This is a genomic window from Frigoribacterium sp. AC759, assembly GCF_979256015.1.
Genome location: NZ_CEEDMT010000004.1, coordinates 1 through 19,834, shown reverse-complemented (window position 1 = coordinate 19,834; position 19,834 = coordinate 1). Strand labels below are relative to the sequence as shown.

Annotated in this window: 15 protein-coding genes; 11 read left to right on the top strand and 4 right to left on the bottom strand. The window is 72.8% G+C overall.

What is annotated here, in order from left to right:
• Nucleotides 1-89: 89 nt before the first annotated feature.
• Nucleotides 90-725: a response regulator transcription factor gene (locus tag ACZ6JE_RS05835; protein WP_320479110.1), complete on the bottom strand. Its 636-nt coding sequence runs from the start codon at nt 723-725 to the stop codon at nt 90-92.
• A gap of 300 nt (nt 726-1,025) precedes the next feature.
• Here ACZ6JE_RS05835 and ACZ6JE_RS05830 point away from each other — a divergent pair, with 300 nt between their 5' ends.
• From ACZ6JE_RS05830 to ACZ6JE_RS05810, 5 genes are read left to right on the top strand one after another with little or no spacing between them, the layout of a single operon-like run.
• A complete protein-coding gene (locus ACZ6JE_RS05830; protein ID WP_463463919.1) occupies nt 1,026-1,952 on the top strand; it encodes an LpxL/LpxP family acyltransferase in 927 nt (308 codons plus the stop codon).
• On the top strand, nt 1,850-2,713 hold the full coding sequence (locus ACZ6JE_RS05825) for an ABC transporter ATP-binding protein (protein WP_464318429.1): 864 nt from the start codon (nt 1,850-1,852) through the stop codon (nt 2,711-2,713). Before ACZ6JE_RS05830 ends, ACZ6JE_RS05825 begins: the two co-directional genes overlap by 103 nt.
• Entirely contained in the window at nt 2,673-5,123 is a 2,451-nt protein-coding gene (locus ACZ6JE_RS05820; protein WP_464318428.1) for an FtsX-like permease family protein, read from the top strand. The genes ACZ6JE_RS05825 and ACZ6JE_RS05820 overlap by 41 nt, the downstream gene beginning before the upstream one ends.
• Entirely contained in the window at nt 5,120-6,217 is a 1,098-nt protein-coding gene (locus tag ACZ6JE_RS05815) for a HesA/MoeB/ThiF family protein (protein WP_463463922.1), read from the top strand. The genes ACZ6JE_RS05820 and ACZ6JE_RS05815 overlap by 4 nt, the downstream gene beginning before the upstream one ends.
• 56 nt (nt 6,218-6,273) lie before the next feature.
• Entirely contained in the window at nt 6,274-7,653 is a 1,380-nt protein-coding gene (locus tag ACZ6JE_RS05810; protein ID WP_464318427.1) for a carboxylesterase family protein, read from the top strand.
• A gap of 161 nt (nt 7,654-7,814) precedes the next feature.
• On the opposite strand, the gene ACZ6JE_RS05805 is transcribed toward ACZ6JE_RS05810, so the two are convergent.
• On the bottom strand, nt 7,815-9,047 hold the full coding sequence (locus tag ACZ6JE_RS05805; RefSeq protein ID WP_464318426.1) for a polysaccharide pyruvyl transferase family protein: 1,233 nt from the start codon (nt 9,045-9,047) through the stop codon (nt 7,815-7,817).
• 341 nt (nt 9,048-9,388) lie between these two features.
• On the opposite strand from ACZ6JE_RS05805, the gene ACZ6JE_RS05800 reads away from it, so the two are divergent.
• A complete protein-coding gene (locus ACZ6JE_RS05800) occupies nt 9,389-11,713 on the top strand; it encodes a glycosyltransferase (RefSeq protein ID WP_464318425.1) in 2,325 nt (774 codons plus the stop codon).
• Complete coding sequence (locus tag ACZ6JE_RS05795; protein WP_464318424.1) at nt 11,710-13,200, top strand: nucleotide disphospho-sugar-binding domain-containing protein; 1,491 nt, start codon at nt 11,710-11,712, stop codon at nt 13,198-13,200. The genes ACZ6JE_RS05800 and ACZ6JE_RS05795 overlap by 4 nt, the downstream gene beginning before the upstream one ends.
• A gap of 242 nt (nt 13,201-13,442) precedes the next feature.
• Here ACZ6JE_RS05795 and ACZ6JE_RS05790 read toward each other — a convergent pair whose 3' ends face one another.
• The gene (locus ACZ6JE_RS05790) at nt 13,443-14,096 is read right to left on the bottom strand and encodes a hypothetical protein (protein WP_464318423.1); all 654 of its coding nucleotides are present in this window, start codon (nt 14,094-14,096) and stop codon (nt 13,443-13,445) included.
• A 423-nt stretch (nt 14,097-14,519) separates the two neighbouring features.
• Between ACZ6JE_RS05790 and ACZ6JE_RS05785 the strand changes: the two genes are divergently transcribed.
• Nucleotides 14,520-16,439 (top strand): glycosyltransferase family 39 protein, encoded by a 1,920-nt coding sequence (locus ACZ6JE_RS05785; RefSeq protein ID WP_464318422.1) that lies wholly within the window; start codon nt 14,520-14,522, stop codon nt 16,437-16,439.
• A 226-nt stretch (nt 16,440-16,665) separates the two neighbouring features.
• On the opposite strand, the gene ACZ6JE_RS05780 is transcribed toward ACZ6JE_RS05785, so the two are convergent.
• The gene (locus tag ACZ6JE_RS05780; RefSeq protein WP_464318421.1) at nt 16,666-17,526 is read right to left on the bottom strand and encodes a LuxR C-terminal-related transcriptional regulator; all 861 of its coding nucleotides are present in this window, start codon (nt 17,524-17,526) and stop codon (nt 16,666-16,668) included.
• 101 nt (nt 17,527-17,627) lie between these two features.
• Between ACZ6JE_RS05780 and hxlB the strand changes: the two genes are divergently transcribed.
• The 3 genes from hxlB (at nt 17,628) to ACZ6JE_RS05765 (ending at nt 19,429) form a co-directional block, all read left to right on the top strand.
• A complete protein-coding gene (gene hxlB, locus ACZ6JE_RS05775; RefSeq protein ID WP_464318420.1) occupies nt 17,628-18,224 on the top strand; it encodes a 6-phospho-3-hexuloisomerase in 597 nt (198 codons plus the stop codon).
• 55 nt (nt 18,225-18,279) lie between these two features.
• Nucleotides 18,280-18,900, top strand: coding sequence for a 3-hexulose-6-phosphate synthase (hxlA, locus tag ACZ6JE_RS05770; RefSeq protein ID WP_192060937.1), 621 nt, complete (start codon nt 18,280-18,282; stop codon nt 18,898-18,900).
• Nucleotides 18,901-19,135: 235 nt separating this feature from the next.
• The gene (locus tag ACZ6JE_RS05765) at nt 19,136-19,429 is read left to right on the top strand and encodes a DUF1653 domain-containing protein (protein WP_464318419.1); all 294 of its coding nucleotides are present in this window, start codon (nt 19,136-19,138) and stop codon (nt 19,427-19,429) included.
• Nucleotides 19,430-19,834: the final 405 nt, after the last annotated feature.

The following is a 19,834-nucleotide window of genomic DNA, read 5'->3' as shown; positions in this document are numbered from 1 at the left end:
GTGCTCCATCCAGACGCCCTTCCCCTCGCGGGGGGGGGGGGGGGGGCGGCGTCCTTTCGCCATGCGCCGACCCGGGGCGCGCGACGCCCTCAGAGCCACCCACGGTCGAGGGCCTCAGCCGCCGCCCGTGTCCGATCCGGCTCGCCGATCTTGCGACAGGCCGAGGCGACGAGGTTGCGCACCGTGCCGACCGCGAGATGCAGCTGCGCGGCCACGTCGGCCGATCCGCTCGCGTGCGCGACGAGGCGCATGACGTCGCGCTCCCGAGGGGTGAGGGGGCACTCAGCGTGGGCCAGGGCCTCGGCGGCGGCCCCGGGGTCGACGTACTTCTCGCCGTCGACGGCCCGGGCGACGAGGGCCAGCAGCTGTCGCATCGAGAGGTTCTTCGTCAAGACGGCGTGCACTCCAGCGCGGACGCACCGTCGCACGAGTGCCGGAGGCAGCTTGTGAGCTAGCACGATGACCGTCTCGCCGGAGTCGACGGAGCGTCGCGCCTCGTCGACGGCGACTGCTTCCCAGTGGTCGAGGTCGATGACGACAGCTGACCGACGTCGTGTCGATCCACCGGCCTCCGGACCCTGAGGAGGATCGGCGGTCGACCCGGGGGTCGTGCGGCCGGTTCGGGCGACGAACATGCCGGGCGTCGAGCGTATGCACCTCTCGAGTGCCGACACGGTGAGGGTGTCGGCAGCGATGACCTTCACTGCGATCTCGTCGTCGTTCATCGATCGGTCTCCGCTCCGCTGACTCGCCTGGTCGATCACATCACGCCCATCATGTTAGATGCATGAGTCACTCACGGGCAGTCGATGATGCGAGGCACTGATGCGTCCCCATGCCTCTGGAGAGGCTTGATCCATCGACCAGAGGACGACGTGAAGGGGGTGACGAAGATGAAGAAGATCGAGACGACAACGATCAAGCCCGGTAGTGCAGCACGCTGCGACGGCGCCTGCCTGTGCACCTGACCATCGAGGGCGGGTCGCCGACGCGGCGGCCCGCTCTTCCTCTTCTTGCGAGTGATCATGAATCTCCCCCTCCTGACCTTGTTCGAGATCGAGCGGTACGAGAACTTGTGGCTGGCTCTCCGAGCCGCAGGTCCGAGACGTGCAGATCGGCTGATGACAGAGCTGGCCGCCCTCGACTCCGAGCGCTACGAGAGCGCGGCTGAAAGGCGCGACGGTCGAGTCGCGAGCGCAGCGCGTGCCCGAACGGCCATGCAGTCCCTGCCTGCCGTGCCTCGCCACCTGATCGACGAGGCTGCGAACCGGTACGGCACCTACGGGCCTCGAATGCAGCGCGACGCGAGTTTCATCATGCTGTGGTTGTCGGATCGGGACAGGCTGTCCGAGGTCGTGACGGTCGAGGGACGAAAGCATCTGGACGACGCACTGGCAGCAGACCGTGGAGTCCTGGCGCTGCCGCTTCATCTCGGAGCGTCTTACGTCATCCCTCCTCTCCTGGGGCACATCCATCCGACCCGCTTCGTCGTGAACCGGATGGACGTGGAGACCCTCAAACGGTTCGCTTTCCCGGACCTGGACGTCGCGGGCTTCCCCCTCGACGACACGACGACGTTCAGGCGTGGTCTGCGGGCGCTGAAAGCAGGGCAGATCTTCGCGATGTTCCCGGAATACGACCCTCGCGGGCAAGACCATCGCCATCAGGAGGTCGATTTCCTGGGGTCGCGCATCAAGGCCCCTCAGGGTCCGGCGCTGCTCAGCGCCGCGGCAGGGTCTCCGATGATTCCGATGCAACTGGACGCCGATGGTGACGGTCGCTTCGTCCTGCGCGTCCACGAGCCCATTCCTGCGCCCGTGACGGAGAACGACATCGCGACCGCCGTGTCATGCCTCTGGAACCTCATCGCAGCACTGCTGCTGGACGGCCGACTCGGCGACTGGGAGATGTGGACGGACTTCGATCGCATGCAACCGGGTGGCGGCACATGACCGAGGCGCCTCTGGTGAGTGTGGAAAGAGTCACCCGCCGATTCGACTCGCCGCCGGCCCCCGCCGCCGTCGATGACGTCTCCCTCGAGATCAGGAGAGGGGAGATGGTCGCGATCGTCGGGCGCTCGGGATCCGGCAAATCGACTCTCCTCCAACTCATCGGAGCGCTGGACGAACCTGACGCCGGGGAGATAAGCATCGGTGGCGTTCCGCTCGCAGGTCTCTCGGAACGAGAACGGACGGCCCTCCGCCGAGAACGTCTGGGGTTCGTCTTCCAGTCCAGTCACCTGGTGCCGACGCTCAGCATCGCCGAGAACGTGGCGCTGACCGCCATCGTCGCGGGGGAGCGGCGGCGATCCTGGGGCCCGCGTGCGGACGAACTGCTGAGACATCTCGAGCTCGGCACGCGGGGTCGTGACCGACCAGTCGAGCTGTCCGGAGGCGAACGGCAGCGCGTCGCTCTCGCGCGAGCCCTCTTCGCGCGACCGGAGGTGCTGCTGGCGGACGAACCGACCGGCGCGCTCGATACGGCGACGGCATCACGAGTCCACACTCTGCTGCGTTCGGCCGTCGGGGCCGGGACCTCCAGCGTCGTCATCGTCACGCACGACCTGGAGACGGCCTGCATCGCCGACCGTCTCATCGTCCTGCGAGACGGCCGCGTCACCGCGGATCGATCGTTCACCCCACCCGGCATAGGCCACGAGGAGGTGAGGGCTCATGAAGAACGCGTTCGTCGTTGGCTGGCGGAACATCGCTGACGGGCGCCGGCGGTCGATCTTCACGGGGCTGAGCACGGCACTGGGGGTCGCGCTCTTGACGACCGCCGTGCTCGGAGGCCTGACATCACGCCAGACAGTCGTCGGGGGCATCGAGTCGCTCGTGTCCTTGGGAGATGTCGGCGTCGTCCCCGGACCGGGACGAGAGCTGCTGCAGCAGGACGCCGTGCCGGATCTCGCCGCGCTACCTGGGGTGGACAGCGTCCTGCCCACCTTGAGCCGTGAGACGGTACTCACGGGAGGCGGTCTGTCAGACGAACCCGCCCTCCTGACCGGCGTACCCGTCGGACCGGACTCGCTCGCTGCCCTGGTCGTGACCGAGGGTCGGCTTCCGTCGGCCGACGCGACGGAGATGCTCGTTCCGTCGAGGCTCACGACTGACGCCGACGTGAGCGTCGGCACACCAGTGAGTGTCGCTACCCCGAACGGCCCCGTTCGCTTCACCGTCGTCGGAGTCGTCGATCAGCAGTCCCTCGGCGTATTCGCCGACGGACATGTGTTCACGAGCCTCGGCAACGCCCAGACGACGTACGGCCTGGACGGGGCCTTGACCCGCATCGATCTGACACTGGACGCGGCCGACGCGGATGGATGGACGACCCTGCACCAGCGCGATCTACCCGAGGGCGCGGCGTTTCAAGACACTGCCGCGATCGCTCGCGGTATAGAACCGGTCGCGACGGCGGTCTCCGTGGTCACGGGGCTGCTCGGTGTCCTCGCGCTCTCGCTCTCGACGATGCTCGTCGCCTCGGCGAGTCTCGGCGCGGTCCGATCGCGCCGCACCACCTACGCCGCACTCCGGGCCATCGGTGCCGACAGGCGCTGGATCGGCGCCTCCGTCCTCGCGGAGACGGCGATCGCCTGCGGGGCGGGAACCGTCGTCGGCGCCGTCGTGGGGGTGCTGACCGGAATCGTGCCAGGACAGGACATCCCGGGGCCGGTGTCGATCGCGCTCGCCATCGGAATCGGGGTCACGGGTGGGATCGTCGCGGGTGGTGCCGGCGCCCTCCGAGCCGTCCGCGAGGTGATGGGCATCTCGCCCGCCCTGCAGCTTCGGGGGCTGGCAGACCGCGATGTTCGAGCCGCTGGCCGTGCTCGTCCAGTCAGCCTCATCATCGGCTCGGCGGCCGTCACGGGCGTGTGCATCGCAGCGGCCTCAGGGGGGACGAACCTCGCCATGCTCGGTGTCGTCGGGTGCGCCTTGCTCTCGATGATCGCCGCGCGGGCTCTCGTTCGGCCGGCGTCCGTCATCACGGCTCGCTGTCTCCGAAGCGGAGAGCTGGCTTCGCGAGACGAGCGCACCGTGCGGCGGCAGGTGGCCGCGCCGGTTGCGATGGTCGTGTTCGGCGGGGTGCTCTTGTCATCGACTGTGGGCGCGGTGTCCGACGCGACGGTCACGCAGATCGAGCGGCAGTTCGGGGCGGACGTGCAGGTGACGTCGATGGTCCCGCTCAGGGAGGTCCCCGATTTCGGCAGCGTCGACGGCGTCGGACTCATAGCCTCCGCCTCGACGGGGACGGCCAGCCTCAGCAGTGGAACGTCCGTCATCGATGTGCCTGTCCAGGCGGTCGACAGCGACGCGTGGTTCGACGTCGCCCAACTGCCGTGGCTCGATGTGGGCGACACGGAAGGGGCGGCCAGCGTGCGCGCCGCCTCGGGCATCGCCGTGCCTCGGGGGGTGGCGGAGATGCTCGGTGTCGAGGCGGGCGACGACGTCGTCCTGACGAGAGGCGGAGTCGACCGCGAGGTGACCATCGCAGGGACCTTCACCTCGCTGGCGACTGGTCAGCAGATAGTCGTCGACCGGTCGCTCGGCCGTGCTCTGGGATTCGTCGATGTGAGCAGGTGGGACATCTCCGCAGCGCCGGGTGTCGAACCCGAGATGCTCGCGGAACGCGTGGATGACCTCGTCGGACAGCAACCTGGAGTCCAGGTCATCACAGGACACGAGACCAGGACACGCGCTACGACTGAGATCGTCGGACTCACCGCCGGACTCTTCGCAGTCGTCGCTCTGACCATCGGACTCGGTGCCCTGGGTGCGAGCAGCGCCCTCAACTCGAACGTCGAGAGGCGTCGAGGGGACCTCGCCATCTTGCGCGCCATAGGCGCCGATCGTCGCTTCGTGGCCCGCGTCATCGCGACAGACGTCACAGTGGTGGCCGTCGTCGGGATCCTCGGCGGGGTCGCAGGTGGGCTCGTCGGCGGATTCCTCGGCACGGGCCTCGTCTCGGGTCTGCTCGGAGTCGCCCTCCCCCAGCCGATCCCCTGGAGTCTCGCCGGGGGTGTCGTCGGCGTGACCGTGGTCGCGCTCACTCTCGCCGCCGTCGCGCCGTTGCGGTCCGCGCTGACGACCGACCCGCTGATCGTCATGAGAGCTGAGGCGACATGACCGAGCGATACGAACCCGGCACCCGACCACGGCTTCGCGACAGCATCGTCGTCGCGATCGGAGAGGACGGGCGCATGCAGGTGAGAAACCCCTACGAGAGGACGGTCTCCACATTCGACGTCGAGGCGTGGGTGCCGCAAGTCGTCTCGAAGATGGACGGCTCCAAGACGGCGGAGGAGCTCGGATGGGCCGTGGCGCCGGCTGTTCCACGCGGCGACGTCGAAGCCATCATCGATGCGCTCGCCGAAGAACGTCTCCTCGCGGTCTCGGCCCCGAGTCGGGACGTCTCGGGACGACACAGCCGGCAGCTGCGCCTCTTCGACGACATGCTCGCGTCGGGGGATCTCATCGACGCCTCCACGTCGGACGGGGCTCAGTCGATCCTCCGGAATTCTCGAGTAGCAGTCGTCGGGGTCGGCGGTGCAGGCTCGTGGGTCGTCCAGGCGCTCGCTTCGGCGGGAGTGGGCAACCTCGATGTCATCGACGCAGACGTGGTCGAAGTCAGCAACCTCAACAGGCAGGTCCTGTTCCGACTGGAAGACGTCGGTTCGATCAAGGTCGAGGCGGCGCGACGCCGCGTAGAGCAGATCGACCCATCCATCCGGGTCACGTCCCGGAACCGGACCATCCGAACGGTGGCCGCTCTGCGCGAGATCATCGCGGGCTGTGATCTCGTCATCAATTGCGCCGATCACCCCACGGTGACACTGGCCTCCGACATCGTGGCCGAGGCCTGCATGGCGATGGGCATCCCGCACATCGTCGGAGGGGCCTATGGGGCCGTCCTCGGGGCGCCGGGCGTCTCGGTGATTCCCGGTGAGACGGTGTGCTGGTTCTGCGTCCGCGCGACTACCGCCGATGACGACGTGGGGACCCAGGCCCAGGTGATCAAGTCCGCCGGCCCAGCTGGATCGATCGCCCCCATCGCGGGAGTCGTCGGCAGCTTGACGGCGTGGGAGGCCGTGCGACTGCTTCTCGGTGTATCGCCGACTCTCTCGGGTTCCATCAGGGAGCTGGATCTCTCGACCCTGGAGTGGCATGTGCGTGCTGTTCAAGCCCGTGAGTCCTGCCGCTGTGTCCAGGCGGTTCTGTGACGGGCCGGGGCGGCGGCTCGCGGGCCGGGCGCAGGGGGCTGGCCTAGCGTGGCGGGGTGACCGAACAGAGCTCTCGCGCCGCGCCTCCTGCAGCATCGATCCCCGAGGAGGCGCGGCGACGGTTCGAGACACCGGCCGGCCCGATCGTCGGCCGGGTCGACGGCGACGTCGTGCGGGCGACGGGCATCCGCTACGCCGAGTCCGACCGATTCACCGCACCACGCCCGGTGCCGCCCTCGACCGAGCCCGTGCTCGCCTTCGACCGCTCGCCCGGGTCTCCGCAGCTGCCCTCCGAGACGCTGAGCGCCCTCATCGAAGGCGCCGCCGACGGCATGGTCGCCGACGAGAGCTGCCAGTTCCTCTCCGTCACCCTCCCCGCCGACCTCCGACCGGGCGAGCGCCTGCCCGTCATGGTGTGGATCCACGGCGGCTCGTACGTCACCGGCGCCGGCGACCTCTCCGTCTACGACCCCCGCGCGCTCGTCGTCGAGCAGCGCGTGGTCGTCGTCACCGTCACCTACCGTCTCGGCCTGTTCGGCTTCTTCGGCGACGGCGACCGGATCCCCGCCAACCTCGGGCTCCTCGACCAGCTCGAGGCGCTCCGCTGGGTGCACGCGAACATCGAGGCGTTCGGCGGCGCGGCCGACCGCGTCACCCTCTTCGGGCAGTCCGCGGGCGGCGACGCCATCGCCCACCTGATGATCAGCGACGGCGCCGCAGGGCTCTTCCAGCGGGCGATCGTGCAGAGCGCCCCGCTCGGCATCACCTCCGGGCGCTCGAAGATGTCCGCCGCGATGGCGGCCGCCGTCGGCACCCCGTCGCGCGACGCCCCCGTCGACGAGGTGCTCGCCCGGCAGGCCGTCGCCGAGAAGGCCGCCCGACGGTTCGGCCTGCGCGGCGGCATGGCGTTCGGGCTCCAGTACGACGAGGCGCCCCTGCCCGCCGAAGCCGACCGCGACGCCGCCTGGCGCCGGGTCGCCCCCCACATCGACCTGCTGATCGGCACCACGAGCGAGGAGACCGGGCTGTTCCTGGCGTTCATCCCGGTGCTCCGTCGCCTGGCCGCGCTGCCGGTGGTGGGCGGGCTGGTGCGCAGGGCTCTGGTCGGTGGGACGACGCACGTGATCTACGGCCGGGACGCTCGGGCGTTCGCCGACCGGCACCGCGCCTCCGGCGGGAGGGCCGTCCGGTACCGGATGACCTGGGCCCCCGAGGGCGCCGAGTTCGGTGCGGCCCACGTGACCGACGTGCCGCTGCTGCTCGGCGGCCGCGAGTCGTGGGGGCACACCCGGCTGGTCGGCTCGAGCTCGTGGGAGGACGTCGACCGCCGCGGGCGCCGGGTGCGGCAGATCTGGGCCGACTTCGCCCGCACCGGCACCCTGGCGGCGGACGCCGCGGCGGGGGCGCGCGACACGATCACGCTCGACCGGGGCTGAGGCGTGGCCTCGCTCGCGAGCCGGCGCGCCGCCGGCTCGCTCGCGTGGCACCCCGTTTTCGGCGCTACACCCGCATCTACCGGGGTGTAGCGCCGAAAAGCGGATGTAGCGGCGCGGCGCGGGGTAGGCGCGGCGCGGGCGCGGCGCGGGCGCGGCGCGGGCTACGCGCGGAGGGCGGCGGCGACGCGGTCCCACCACGCGGCGGAGGCGGTCCGGGCGGAGTCGACCCGCGCCTCCCAGGCGGTGCGCACCGCGTCGCGCGCGCCCCAGGCGTCGAGCACGACCTGGTCGGCCGAGCCGGCCAGCACCTGCTCGGCCGAGACGACGCTCGACTGACCGAAGTTCGCCAGCGCCCCGGTCAGCTTGACCGTCGTGTAGTCGTCGACCGCGATGCCGACGGTGGGGACGCCCGCCGCGACGGCGAAGACCGCGGGGTGGTACCGGCTCGTGAGGTGCAGGGCCGCCTCCCGGGCGAAGCGCGCGGCGGCGGGGGTGTCGGTGGTCGGCTCGACGCGGGCGGGCCGCGTCATCCGGTCGATGACGGCGCGGTGCAGCAGCGAATCGCCGCGCTCGTCGTCGGCCCGCAACGACGCCCAGTGCGCGAGGAACACGACCTCGAGCCCCGTCTCGTCGACGACCCGATCGAGGAGGCGCGCCACGGCCTCCGCGAACAGGGTGCGGTCGGCGGCTCCCACGTGGGCGGAGAGGCTGACCGCGCAGTACGGGGCCGCGGGCGCGGCGGCCGCGGTGCCGGCTGCGGGCGCCGCGGCGTCGGTCGCGACCCCGACGAAGCTCGCATCGTCGATCGTCGCCGTCAGCCGCGACTCGGGCACGCCGAGCGTGCGGACCAGCTCGAACGAGGCGCGCTCGCGCAATCCGACCAGCTCGGCGCCCGACAGCAGCTCGGCGACGAGCGCGCGGTCGTCGCCGTCGAGCACGGGCCCGATCGTCTGCCCGGTCACGACGTACGGCTTGCCCGCGCGGCGCGCGAGCTCGGCGAGCGTCGACCGCTCGAACACGTGCATCGGCCAGAGCGACGCCATGTTGCCGCCCCCGGCGACGGCGAAGGCGTCGGAGGCGCGGATCGCCTCGATCGCCTGCCACGCGGTGTCGGAGGCGGGGAGTGCGGAACGGTCGCCGTCGGCGGCGGCCAGCACGCGCCTCCTGCGCTCCAGCTGACCCTCACGGCCGCCGGTCGTGGCCGGCGAGAAATCGAGCGCGGGCACGGCCTCGATGCCGTAGCGGGAGGCGGTCTCGGCGGGGGTGGACGAGACCCCGGTGATCGAGGCGCCGCGGGCCCGCAGCTGCGCGGCGAACTCGTCGAACATGGCCTCGTCGCCGATGTGGATCATGTCGTCGACGACGCCGACGTCTCCGATGGTGACGATGCGCACGGGGCCTCCGGGGGTGGTGATGGGGGGTCGCGGTTCCGCGCCGAGACGACGGTACCGGACGGCGGAGCCGGGCTTCGGACACGGGCTGCGGACACGGGCTGCGGCGGGTTCGGACGCGAGCTGCGGGGGTTCGGACACGGGCTGCGGCGGGTTCGTGTCCTCCGGGGCGGGTCAGCGCTGACCCGCCGCCGATGACACGGACCCGCCCCACCGCCAGGGGCCCCGCCCGCGCGGATCGGGCCCGCGCGAGAGTGTCACCGGGCGGCGATAGGCTCCCCTCTGCCCGGGGAGTCCGGGCGCGACGCACCGGCGGCACGGCACACGACCTCGAGAGGCACCACATGGGGATCCAGACCTCGCTCGACGCGATCCACGAGGCCGAGCGCCTCGTCGACTCCATGCGCCTCGCCGACGAGCTGGCCCTCGACGCCGCCCGCACCGGCGGGCCCCGCACCATCCGCGTGCTGCGCACGGCCCTCTCGAGCGACGACCAGCTGGTCGCCATCGCCGCCACGAACGCCCTCGCGCAGGTCTTCGACGACGCGGCCGACGTCGTGCTCTCGGGGCTGCTGTCGAGCGACCGCACCTTCTTGAGAGAGCACGCCGCCTCGGCGCTCAGCCAGCGCCTCCCTCGCTACGACACGATCGGGCGGCTGATCGGCCTCGTCGCGACGGGCGGCTTCACGGGCATGGTCGCGCAGCGCACGCTCGAGCAGTGGACGTCGTCGTCGCCCGCCCTCGTCGCCGTCGGGCTCGAGGGCGCGCTGCTCGGCGTGCACGAGCCCGATGCGCGCTACCGGCTGGTCGAGACGCTCGGGCTGGTACGCGCCGCCATCGCGACCCGACCGCTGCTGACCATCGCCCTCGACCCCGGCGAGCACGAGCGCGTCCGGGTCGCCGCGGTCTCCGCGCTGGGGCAGCGGCAGGGCGACTCCGCGGTCGCCGCGGCGGTCGACGGGCTCGCGCGGCACGAGGGGTTCCTCGGCGACGTCGCACGGCTGGCCGTCGTCGATCTCTCGGCACGACCCGACGAGCTCCGCGCACCGACCGGCGACCTGACCGTCGCCCAGCTGTTCCTGCACGCCGACATCGACGCCGACCTGACGCAGGCGGGCAGCGGCGACAACGGCGGGATCGCGACGCTGCTCGTGCGGCTCGGCGACGCGCTGGCGGGGCGCTCCGCCGCCGGGGCGTCGGCCGGCTCCGACGCGGGCGGCGGCTTCGGCGCGGGCTTCGGTGCTCAGACCGAGCCCGACAGCCGAGGAGGCGCGGGTCGCGAGCCCGATACCCGTCACGTCGGCCGCGTGGTCACCCTCTCGCGCGGTTCGGCCGCCGGGGCGCTCGACAGCGTCGAACGGATCGCCGCCACCACGACCGGTCACACCTACGGACGGGTGCCCCTGCTCAGCGAACCGGTCTCGTCGGCCACGGCCTGGCCGCTGCGGGTCGCGGCCCGACGCGGCATCCGGCGCATCCTGCGCGCGAGCGGCGGGGTCGACCTGCTGCACCTGCGCATGGCCGACGTCGGCAGCCTCGCGGCGTCCGACGTGGCGCGCGAGCTGGACATCCCCGTGGTGTTCACGGTGGCGCCCGATCCGCACGCCGTCATCCAGTCGCTCGACCTCGCCGGCGGTCTGACCCGCGAGACCTTCGGCGACGTCGACGAGCGCGAGCACTTCTGGTTCCGCACCCGACTGGTGCAGCAGCTCGCGGCCAACGCGTCGCACACCGTGCTGTTCCCCCGACCCGAGCTGCAGCGCGACATGCGCGAACTGGTCGGCATCGACATCACGGCGCACCCCGAACGCCACACGGTCGTGCCCGAGGGCATCGATCTCGACGTGGTCGACCGCGCGGTGTGCGAGGCCGCCGAGCACGCCGCGGGGCTGCCGCCGACCCCGCCGCTCGCCGAGCTGCGCGAGCTGCTCGAGACCCTGCCTCCCGAGCGGCGCGATCTGCCGCTGCTGGTCAGCGTCGGGCGGCTGCACCGCGTGAAGGGCATGGCGACGATCGTCGAGGCGTGGGCCGGCGGAGGTGCGCGCGGCGGTGGTGCGGGCGCGGCCGACGGCGGCGGTGCGGGCGCAGGCGCTGCCGGGCCGCTGCGCGACCGGGCGAATCTGCTGCTGATCGGCGGCGATCTGCGGCAGCCGAGCGCCGACGAGCGCGAGCAGCTCGACCTCATCGACGGGATCATCTCCGCCGACCGCCACCGCGCCTCCGGCCTGCTGCTGCCCGGGCATCGCCCGAACGACACCGTCGCCCGCTGGGTCGCCGCGGCGCGCTTCGGGGTGCCGGGGCTCGCGGCCCCCCGCGGCGTCTACGTCTGCGGCAGCCTCAAAGAGGAGTTCGGCATCGCGCTGCTCGAGGCGATGGGCTCGGGTCTGCTCGTCGTCGCGCCCGAGGGCGGCGGGCCGTCGACCTACGTGCGCCAGGGCGACACCGGCTACCTCACCCGCACCTGGGACGTCGACGCCCTCCGCAGCGCGATGGGCCAGGCGCTCGAGGCCGCGGGCGACGAGACGACGGAGGCGCGGGCCGGCCGATCACGCGACACCGTCGAGCGGTCGTTCACCATCCAGGCCATGGCCCGAGCACTGACCGGCGTGTACGAGACCGTGCACCACGACGAGCTCGAACAACGCGAATGGAGCGTGAGCAGCCGATGACCCTGCTCGTCATCAGCCCCGACTACGCCTCGCACCTGCTGCCGCTGGCGACCCTCGCCACCGAATGGCGCGAGCGCGGCGAACGGGTGGTCGTGGCGACCGGGCCGGCCACCGCCTCCATCGTCGAGTCGTTCGGCTTCGAACGAGCGCACCTGCAGCTCGGTCGCGGCTCGAACCCGGGCGTCATCCGCGCGGAGGAGCAGGTCGCCGACGAGGACGCCTCGCTGCGCGGCTTCTTCGACGCGACCCGCGTCGGCATGATCGAGACCCTGTCGTACCAGGCTCGCGAGCGGCTCACCGACCTCATGTGGCAGCCCGTCGAGACCGCCCGCGCCGTGCTCGCGGTCGTCGAGTCGGTCGCGCCCGACCGCATCATCGTCGACCACCTCGCCTTTAGCGCCCGCCTCGCACTCGTCGCCGGGGGAGTGCCTTACGCCGACGTCGTGCTCGGGCACCCGACGGCGCTGCCCGTCGGCGACGAGGTCTACGGCTGCCCGCCGGAGTGGCCTGCGGCGTTCGCGGCGGAGGCCGGCGGTGCGGGTGCTGCGGGTGCGGGTGTCGGCGCCGGTGCTGCGGGTGTCGGTGCTGCGGGTGGTGCAGGAGGCGCGGGTCGGGGCGACGACGGAACGGCCGGCATCACGGGGCTGCGCGAGCTCTGCGAACGGGTCGACGCGTCGTTCACCGCCGAGTGGAACACCGCGCTCGCCGAGCTGGCCCCGCACCTGCCGCCGTCGACGAGCGCGTTCGGCGAGCACGGCGAGCTGCTGCTCTACAACTACCCGGGCGAGCTGGCCGACCCCGCGCGCGAGGAGCTCCTGCCGCCGCACGTATGGCTCGGCTCGGCGGTGCGCACCGAGCCCGCCGACCCCGAGGTCGAGGCCTGGCTGGCCCAGGGCGCGGCGGTTCGGCGGGTTCCCGTCATCGGCGGGGGGTCAGCGCTGACCCGCCCCCGCCGACAGGAACCCGCCGCACCCGCCGAGCCCTTCGTGTACGTGAGCTTCGGGAGCTTCCTCTCGGTGCGCTCGGACGTGCTCGGGCGCGTGGCCGGGGCGCTCCGCACGCTCGGCGTCCGAGCGGCGATCGCACTGGGGTCGGGCGCACGTGAAGACCTCGGCGAGATCCCGTCCGACTGGCTCGTACGGGAGTTCCTACCGCAGGTCAGATTGCTCGGGGCGGCGTCCGCGGCCGTGACGCACGGGGGGAACAACAGCGTGACCGAGGCGATGACCGCCGGTGTGCCGCTCGTCGTGCTGCCGTTCTCGACCGACCAGTTCGCGGGGGCCGCCGCGCTCGAGCGGACCGGCTTCGGCGTCGCGCTGCCGCCCAACACGGCCACCGAGAGCGAGCTGGTCGAGGCGCTGCGGCATGTGCTCGCCCTCCACGAGAGCGCGCCCGACGCCGCGGCGCGCCTGGCCGCGCTCGCCTCGTCGCTGAACGAGGTGCCGGGGAGGGTGCGAGCCGCGACGGCGCTGACCGCGGGGCGCTGACGTGGGCGACCCGCGCCTCCTCGGCTCGGTGCGCTCGGTGCGCCGCGCACCTTGGTCGGAAGTGGCCCGTCAGTGGGCGCGGAGGGGCGTGTTCTGACCAGGGTGCGTTGCGCGGGCGGTGCGCTGGGCGCACCTTGGTCGGAAGTGGCCCTTCTGGGGGCGCGGAGGGGCGTCTTCTGACCAGGGTGCGCGGGGCGGGCGCTAGGCGCGGCGCGGCGCGGCGCGGGGCGGGGCGCGCGGCGTCAGCCGAAGACGACCGCGCGCATCGCCTCGGGGCTGACGGTGGCCTCGCGATAGCGCTCCATGAGGGCGGCGTTCGCGTCGTACTGCGGGCCCTCGCGCACCTCCGCCTGGTGATGCAGCGCGAAGACCATGCCCTCGTGCCGCCGCGGAGCCTCACCCAGCAGCGTGCTGTGCGCGAGATACCAAGCGGCGTCCTCGAAGCCCCAGCCTCTGAAACGTTCGTCCTGCCCGCCATGACTCCGCCACGAGGAGGCGCGGGTCACGTACACCCCCGAGCACGCCCCCCGCACGAGCTCGAAGTCGCACTGCTCGAGGGGCGTCCCGGCGGCCGCCTGCGTGGTCCCCTCCCGACCGAGCCAGTGGTACTCCGTGTAGGGCAGGTGCACGCGGCCGCTGTCGCGGGCCGCGTCGATCGCGGCGAGGAGGGGCTCGCGCTGGGGCAGGGTGTCGGCGTCGCCGATGACGGCGATCTCGTCGTCGGCGAGGACCGCGACGCCGAGGTTGCGGCACTGGGCCAGGTTGAAGACGGGGTCGGGGGAGTCGACGGTGCGGATCTCGGCGTCGGGCAGGGCCTCGGCGTACCAGTCGCGGACGACCTCGAAGGCCGCGATGCGGCTGGGCTGCGGACGCCAGGGGAGCACGACGGTGACCATCCGGCGAGCCTAGCGGCGCGGGCGCGCGCGGCGCCGCCGGTGCTGGCTCCGCCCTGCTTCGCCCTGCTTCGCTCTGCTCCGCCCTGCTCCGCCCTGCTCCGCCCTGCTCCGCCCCGCGAAGAACCGCGTTCGCGAAGATGAACCGCGATACAGCGCGGTTCTTCTTCGCGAACGCGGTTCATGGGCGGGAGTCGCCGCACGGCGCGAGCACCGCGGCAGGAGGCGCTGGCCGCGAAGCGCAGAGGAGGCGCGCTCCGCAGGAGCCCCGCAGCCTGCGTGGATACCCTGGCGGCGGCCGTCTCGTGCGGTCGACCGTCCGGAACGAGCCGGGCGCCGCCTCCGCGGTCCGCCCCTCGGCCTGCGGGTGCCCGTCGGCCGCCTCGGCCGCGACTCGCGGACCGACCCCGGGTCGGAGAGGCACCCGTGACCCCCGCATCGACCCCCTCCCCGGGCGCCGCCGCATCGGCTCACCCCGCCGCCGACCCCGCCGCCTCGGCTCACTCCGCCGCCGCTGATCGGGGCGCCAGCACCGGCGGCAGCACCCGCGGCGCCGACGCCACCAGCACCGGCACCGGCAGAACAAGCGCCACCAGCACCGGCGGCAGCACCCGCGGCGCCGACGCCGGCGCCGGCACCCGCAGCACAAGCGCCACCAGCACCAGCACCGGCACCAGCGCCCGCAGCACAAGCACAAGCGCCGCAACCGCCCGCCCGCCGGTCCGCCTCGCGATCCTGCTCGGCCTGCTGGCCGCCGCGATCTCCGCGGCCGGCTCGTGGATCCCGTCGTTCTGGGGCGACGAGGCCGCGAGCGTCATGTCGGCCCAGCGCCCCCTGCCGAGCCTGTTCCACATGGTCGGGCACATCGACGCCGTGCACGGTCTCTACTACCTGGGGCTGCACTTCTGGATCGACCTGTTCGGCGCCTCCCCCTTCTCGACCCGCCTGCCCTCGGCGCTCGCCGTCGGGGCGATGGTCGCCGGAGTCGTGCTCCTCGTCGACCGCCTCGGCACCCGTCGCCTCGCCGTGATCGCCGGCATCGTCGCGGCCGTGCTGCCCCGTGTCACCTCGATGGGCACCGAGTCCCGGTCGTACGCGATCGGGGCCGCCCTCGCGGTCTGGAGCACCTGGGCCCTCGTGCGGATCGTGACCTCCCGGCACCGCGCCTCCCGGGCCGACTGGGTCGTCTACGGCGTGCTCGCCGGCGCGGGGGTGGGCGTGTTCATCTACTTCGGTCTGATCGTCGGGGTGCACGCGCTGCTGCTGCTCGCGCTGGCCCGCGACGCCCGCCCGGCCGCTGCCGCAGGAGGAGCGGCGCATGTTCCCGAAGGAGGCGCGGCGAGCATCCCCGAAGGAGGCGCGGCGAGCATCCCCGAAGGAGGCGCGGCACGGCACCCCGAGGGAGGCACGGCGCGCCTGCGCGAGGGCGGCGACGTCGTGCGGGCCTGGGTCGCGACGGTCGTGGTCGCGCTGCTCGCGGTGTCGCCCATCGTCGTGTTCTCGGTGGCGCAGCGGGGGCAGGTGTCGTTCCTCGCGCGGCGCGACACGACCAGCCCGCGCGCCCTGCTCGTCGAGCTGTGGTTCGGCGACACCCGGTTCGCCGTCGTCGCCTGGGCGCTGGTCGCAGTCGCCGTCGTGGCGCTCGCCGCCGGGCTGCTGCACCGCGCCCGCGACGGCTGGTCGGCCGCCCTCTCGGTGACACCGCGCGGCGTCCTCACGGTGACGGCGCTCCTCCTGGCCTTCGTGCCGGCGGTGGCACTGCTCGCGCTGAACCTCGCCGTGCCCGCGTTCTCGGGCCGGTACCTGTCGTTCAGCGCTCCGGCCGTGGCGATCCTCGTCGCGATCGGCATCGACGTGCTCGCCTCGCGGCGGACGGCCGTCGCGGCCCTCGGCGTCGCCGTGGTCGTCGGGCTCGCCGCACCCGTGTGGCTCGACCAGCGCGGACCGTACGCGAAGAACGCGACCGGCTGGCAGGACCTCAGCGCCCTGGTCGGCGAGCACGCCGTCGCCGGAGACGCCCTCGTCTTCGACGAGTCGCCCAAGCCGTCGATCGAGCCGCGACTCGCACTGCACACCTACCCCGACGGGTTCGAGGGGCTGCGCGACGTGACGCTGAAGACGCCGTTCGTCGACGCCGACGGCTGGCGCGACGACGTGCTGACGGTGCCCGAGGCGGCCGCGGCCGGTCGGTTCGACGACGCTCCGCGGGTCTGGTTCGTCGAGTACGTCGCGGCCGACGGCAGCACGTCGCCGAAGTCGGGACTGCGCGAGCTGCTGGGCGACGGCTACGCCGAGGTCGGCAGCTGGAGCACGCACCGCGCCCGCCTCGTCGAGCTCGAGCGCTAGCGCCGCGCGCCGCTGCCTGCCGCGCGTCCCGCGCGCCGGCGCGGCACCCCGTTCCCCGGCGCGGCACCCCGTTCTCGGCGTGACACCCGCATTCATCGGGGTGTATCGCCGAAAACCGGGTGTAGCGATGAGCCGGCTGGCCGGCGCGGACAGCCGGCGCCGCGCCTCCTGCCGGCGCCGCGCCTCCTGCCGGCACCGCGCCTCCTGCAGTCCGGTGCGGCCAGCGCTACCGCGTCAGCGCGGTCAGCTCGGCCCGGGTGCGGGCGCCGGCCTTCCGCAGCAGGTTCGAGACGTGGAACTTCACGGTGTTCTCGCTGATCCCGAGCGAGTCGGCGATCGCCCGGTTGCGCGCGCCCGACGCCACGAGCCGCAGCACCTCGCGTTCGCGCCCGCTCAGCGCCACGGTCTCGTCGAGCGTCCCGCTCTCGGCGGGCGGGTCGAGGGGCAGCGAGACGGCGACGTCCGACCCCCACCCCGGCGTCGAGGCGACCGAGAGCGAGCCGTCGAGCGCCGTGACCCGCTCGGCGATGGGCCGCAGCGAGTCGTCGCGCACGGTGAGGGCGCCGGCCCCGTCGTCGCGGATGCTCATCAGCAGGTTGAGCCCGTCGCAGTCCCACTGGATCCGCACGCGCCGCGCGTCTCCGGTGTCGACGAGGGCGAGCACGGCGCTCCGCACGATGGCGCGGGCGGCGTGGGCGACCTCGCCGGGCAGCGCGCGCCCCGTCGCCGGAGGCTCGACGAACTGCACGTCGAGGTCGCCGAAGCGGACGAGCGGTCGCAGATCGCTCCGGAGGCGCGCGAAGGCCCCGACGACCGGCTCGAGCAGCAGGGACCGCTGGTGATCGGTCTCGGTGCGGATCTCGACCATGGCCGAGGCGGCGATGTCGATGGCCATGGTGCGGGCGGCGCGGTCGTCGAGGCGCGACGACCGGAGCGTCGCGAGCAGCGACTCGAGGGTGAGGGCCTGCCGGTCGACCAGCTCGGCGACCGACCGGGCGTGCTCGACGACGAGCGACCGGCTCGCGGGCGACGGCAGATCGACGAGGGGCTGGGCGGTGTCGGCTGCTGCGGCGGCTGTGTCGGGCATGGCCTCAACCTATCCTCCACAACCCGACCTACCCGAACGGATAGTCACACCCCGTCGGATGCACGGCGCATCAGGAGGTGCGGGCGAGGAGGGTGGTACCCATGCCTCCCGCAGCCACCAGCGACACCGCCGCCCCCGCACCCGCCGACGCGCTCGACCTCGTGCGCGCCGAGGTCGACCAGGCCCTCCGCGCCGTGGTCGAGACGAGCCCCGACGGTCTCGAGGCCGTCGCGGGGCTGCTCGCCGACGCCGACCGCGTCTTCGTGCACGGCGCCGGTCGATCGGGTCTGGCCCTCCGCATGACGGCCATGCGCCTCATGCACTTCGGGCTGACCGTGCACGTCGTCGGCGACGTCACCACCCCCGCGATCCGCGAGGGCGACGTGCTGCTGACGGCGAGCGGCTCGGGCACGACGGGCGGCATCGTCCGTGCGGCGGAGGCGGCGACCGAGGCCGGCGCCCGCGTCGCCGCGGTGACCACCGCCTCCTCGTCGCCCCTGGCCGAGCTGGCGACCGCCGTCGTCATCGTCCCCGCGGCCGAGAAGCTCGACCGCTCGGGCGACGCGTCGGCGCAGTACGCGGGCGGCCTGTTCGAGCAGGTCGTCGTGCTGGTCGGCGACGCGATCTTCCACTCGCTGTGGAAGCGCTCGGGCATCGACGCCGACGACCTCTGGCCGCGGCACGCCAACCTCGAGTAGTCGCACCGCGCCTCCTCGGATCCCGTTCCACCCCACCTCATAGAAGGAGCACCACATGAAGCTGCAGTTCGCCATGGACACCCTGACCACCGAGGCCGCTCTCGAGCTCGCCGCCGCCGCCGCCCCGAGCGTCGACATCATCGAGCTGGGCACGCCCCTGATCAAGGCCGAGGGCTTCCGCGCCATCACCGCCATCAAAGAGGCGCACCCCGACAAGATCGTGTTCGCCGACCTCAAGACGATGGACGCCGGCGAGCTCGAGGCGGGCGAGGCCTTCAAGGCCGGCGCCGACCTGGTGACCGTGCTCGGCGTGGCCGGCGACAGCACCATCGCCGGTGCCGTCAAGGCCGCCAAGGCCCACGGCAAGGGCATCGTCGTCGACCTGATCGGCGTCAGCGACAAGGCCGCCCGCGCGAAGGAGGTCGTCGAGCTCGGCGCCGAGTTCGTCGAGATGCACGCCGGTCTCGACGAGCAGGCCGAAGAGGGCTTCACATTCGAGAAGCTGCTCGAGGCCGGCAAGGCCTCGGGCGTGCCGTTCTCCGTCGCCGGCGGCGTCAAGGCGTCGTCGGTCGGCTCGGTCCGTGACGCCGGTGCGCAGGTCGCCGTCGCCGGTGCCGCGATCTACGGTGCGGACGACGTCGCCGCGGCCGCTGCGGAGATCCGCGCCGCCATCTGATCCACCGCACCACGTCGAACCCCCGCGTGAGCATCGCACCCTGTCACGTCGGGGTTCGATGCTCATGCGGGGGTTCCGCGTCGAGGCGACGAGCGTGCGCAGGGCTCGCCGAGAGGCACGGCCGTCGTCAGCGCCATTGCTGCCGGCGGCCGCACCTCTCGGCGCGCCGGGGTCGAAACTAGCGCGGACCTGAGCCGTAGTCGAGTCCGTGCGGGGTGGTCGTAGTGTGATCGTGATGAGCGAGTCGATCACCCCCGAGCCCACCTCCGCGCCCTCGCCCGGCGCCGCCCCCTCGCCCGGCGCCGCCCCCTCGCCCGGTGCCGCCCCTTCGCCCGGCATCTACCGGCACTTCAAGGGCGCGCTCTACGAGGTCGTCGGCACCGGGCGGCACAGCGAGACCGAAGAGCGGTTCGTCTTCTACCGGAAGCTCTACGACGACTACTCGTTCTGGGTGCGCCCGCTCGACGACTTCGTCGCGATCGTGCAGCGCGACGGGTACGACGGGCCGCGGTTCGTGCGCGAGCACTGATCCGGTCGGCGGTGCCCGGTCGGCGGCGCCCTGGTCGGCACGGACCCGGTCGGCACTGACCTGCTCGGCGGTGCCCCGTCGTGCCTCACCGCGCCTCCTGCGTGCTCCCATCGCACCTCCCGCATCCCTCTGCAGGATGATTCTGTGCGGATGATCAGGAACCTTCTGCATACTTGCCGCTTCGCCCGAGCGCACGCCCGTCCGCACGGGAGCGTGGGCGGACGAATCGAGGCTCAGCCGCCTCGACGGAATCCACCGCCGATCCCCGGTGTCGACGACGTGTCCAGTCCGTCGTCAGAACCGGGGTGCGCACTTCTCACGAGCACCGAGGAGGCGCGGGTCGGCCGAGCACCAGGACCTCATGCCCCTCGAGACACCCGGCACCACCCCCGCCCCGCCCACCCC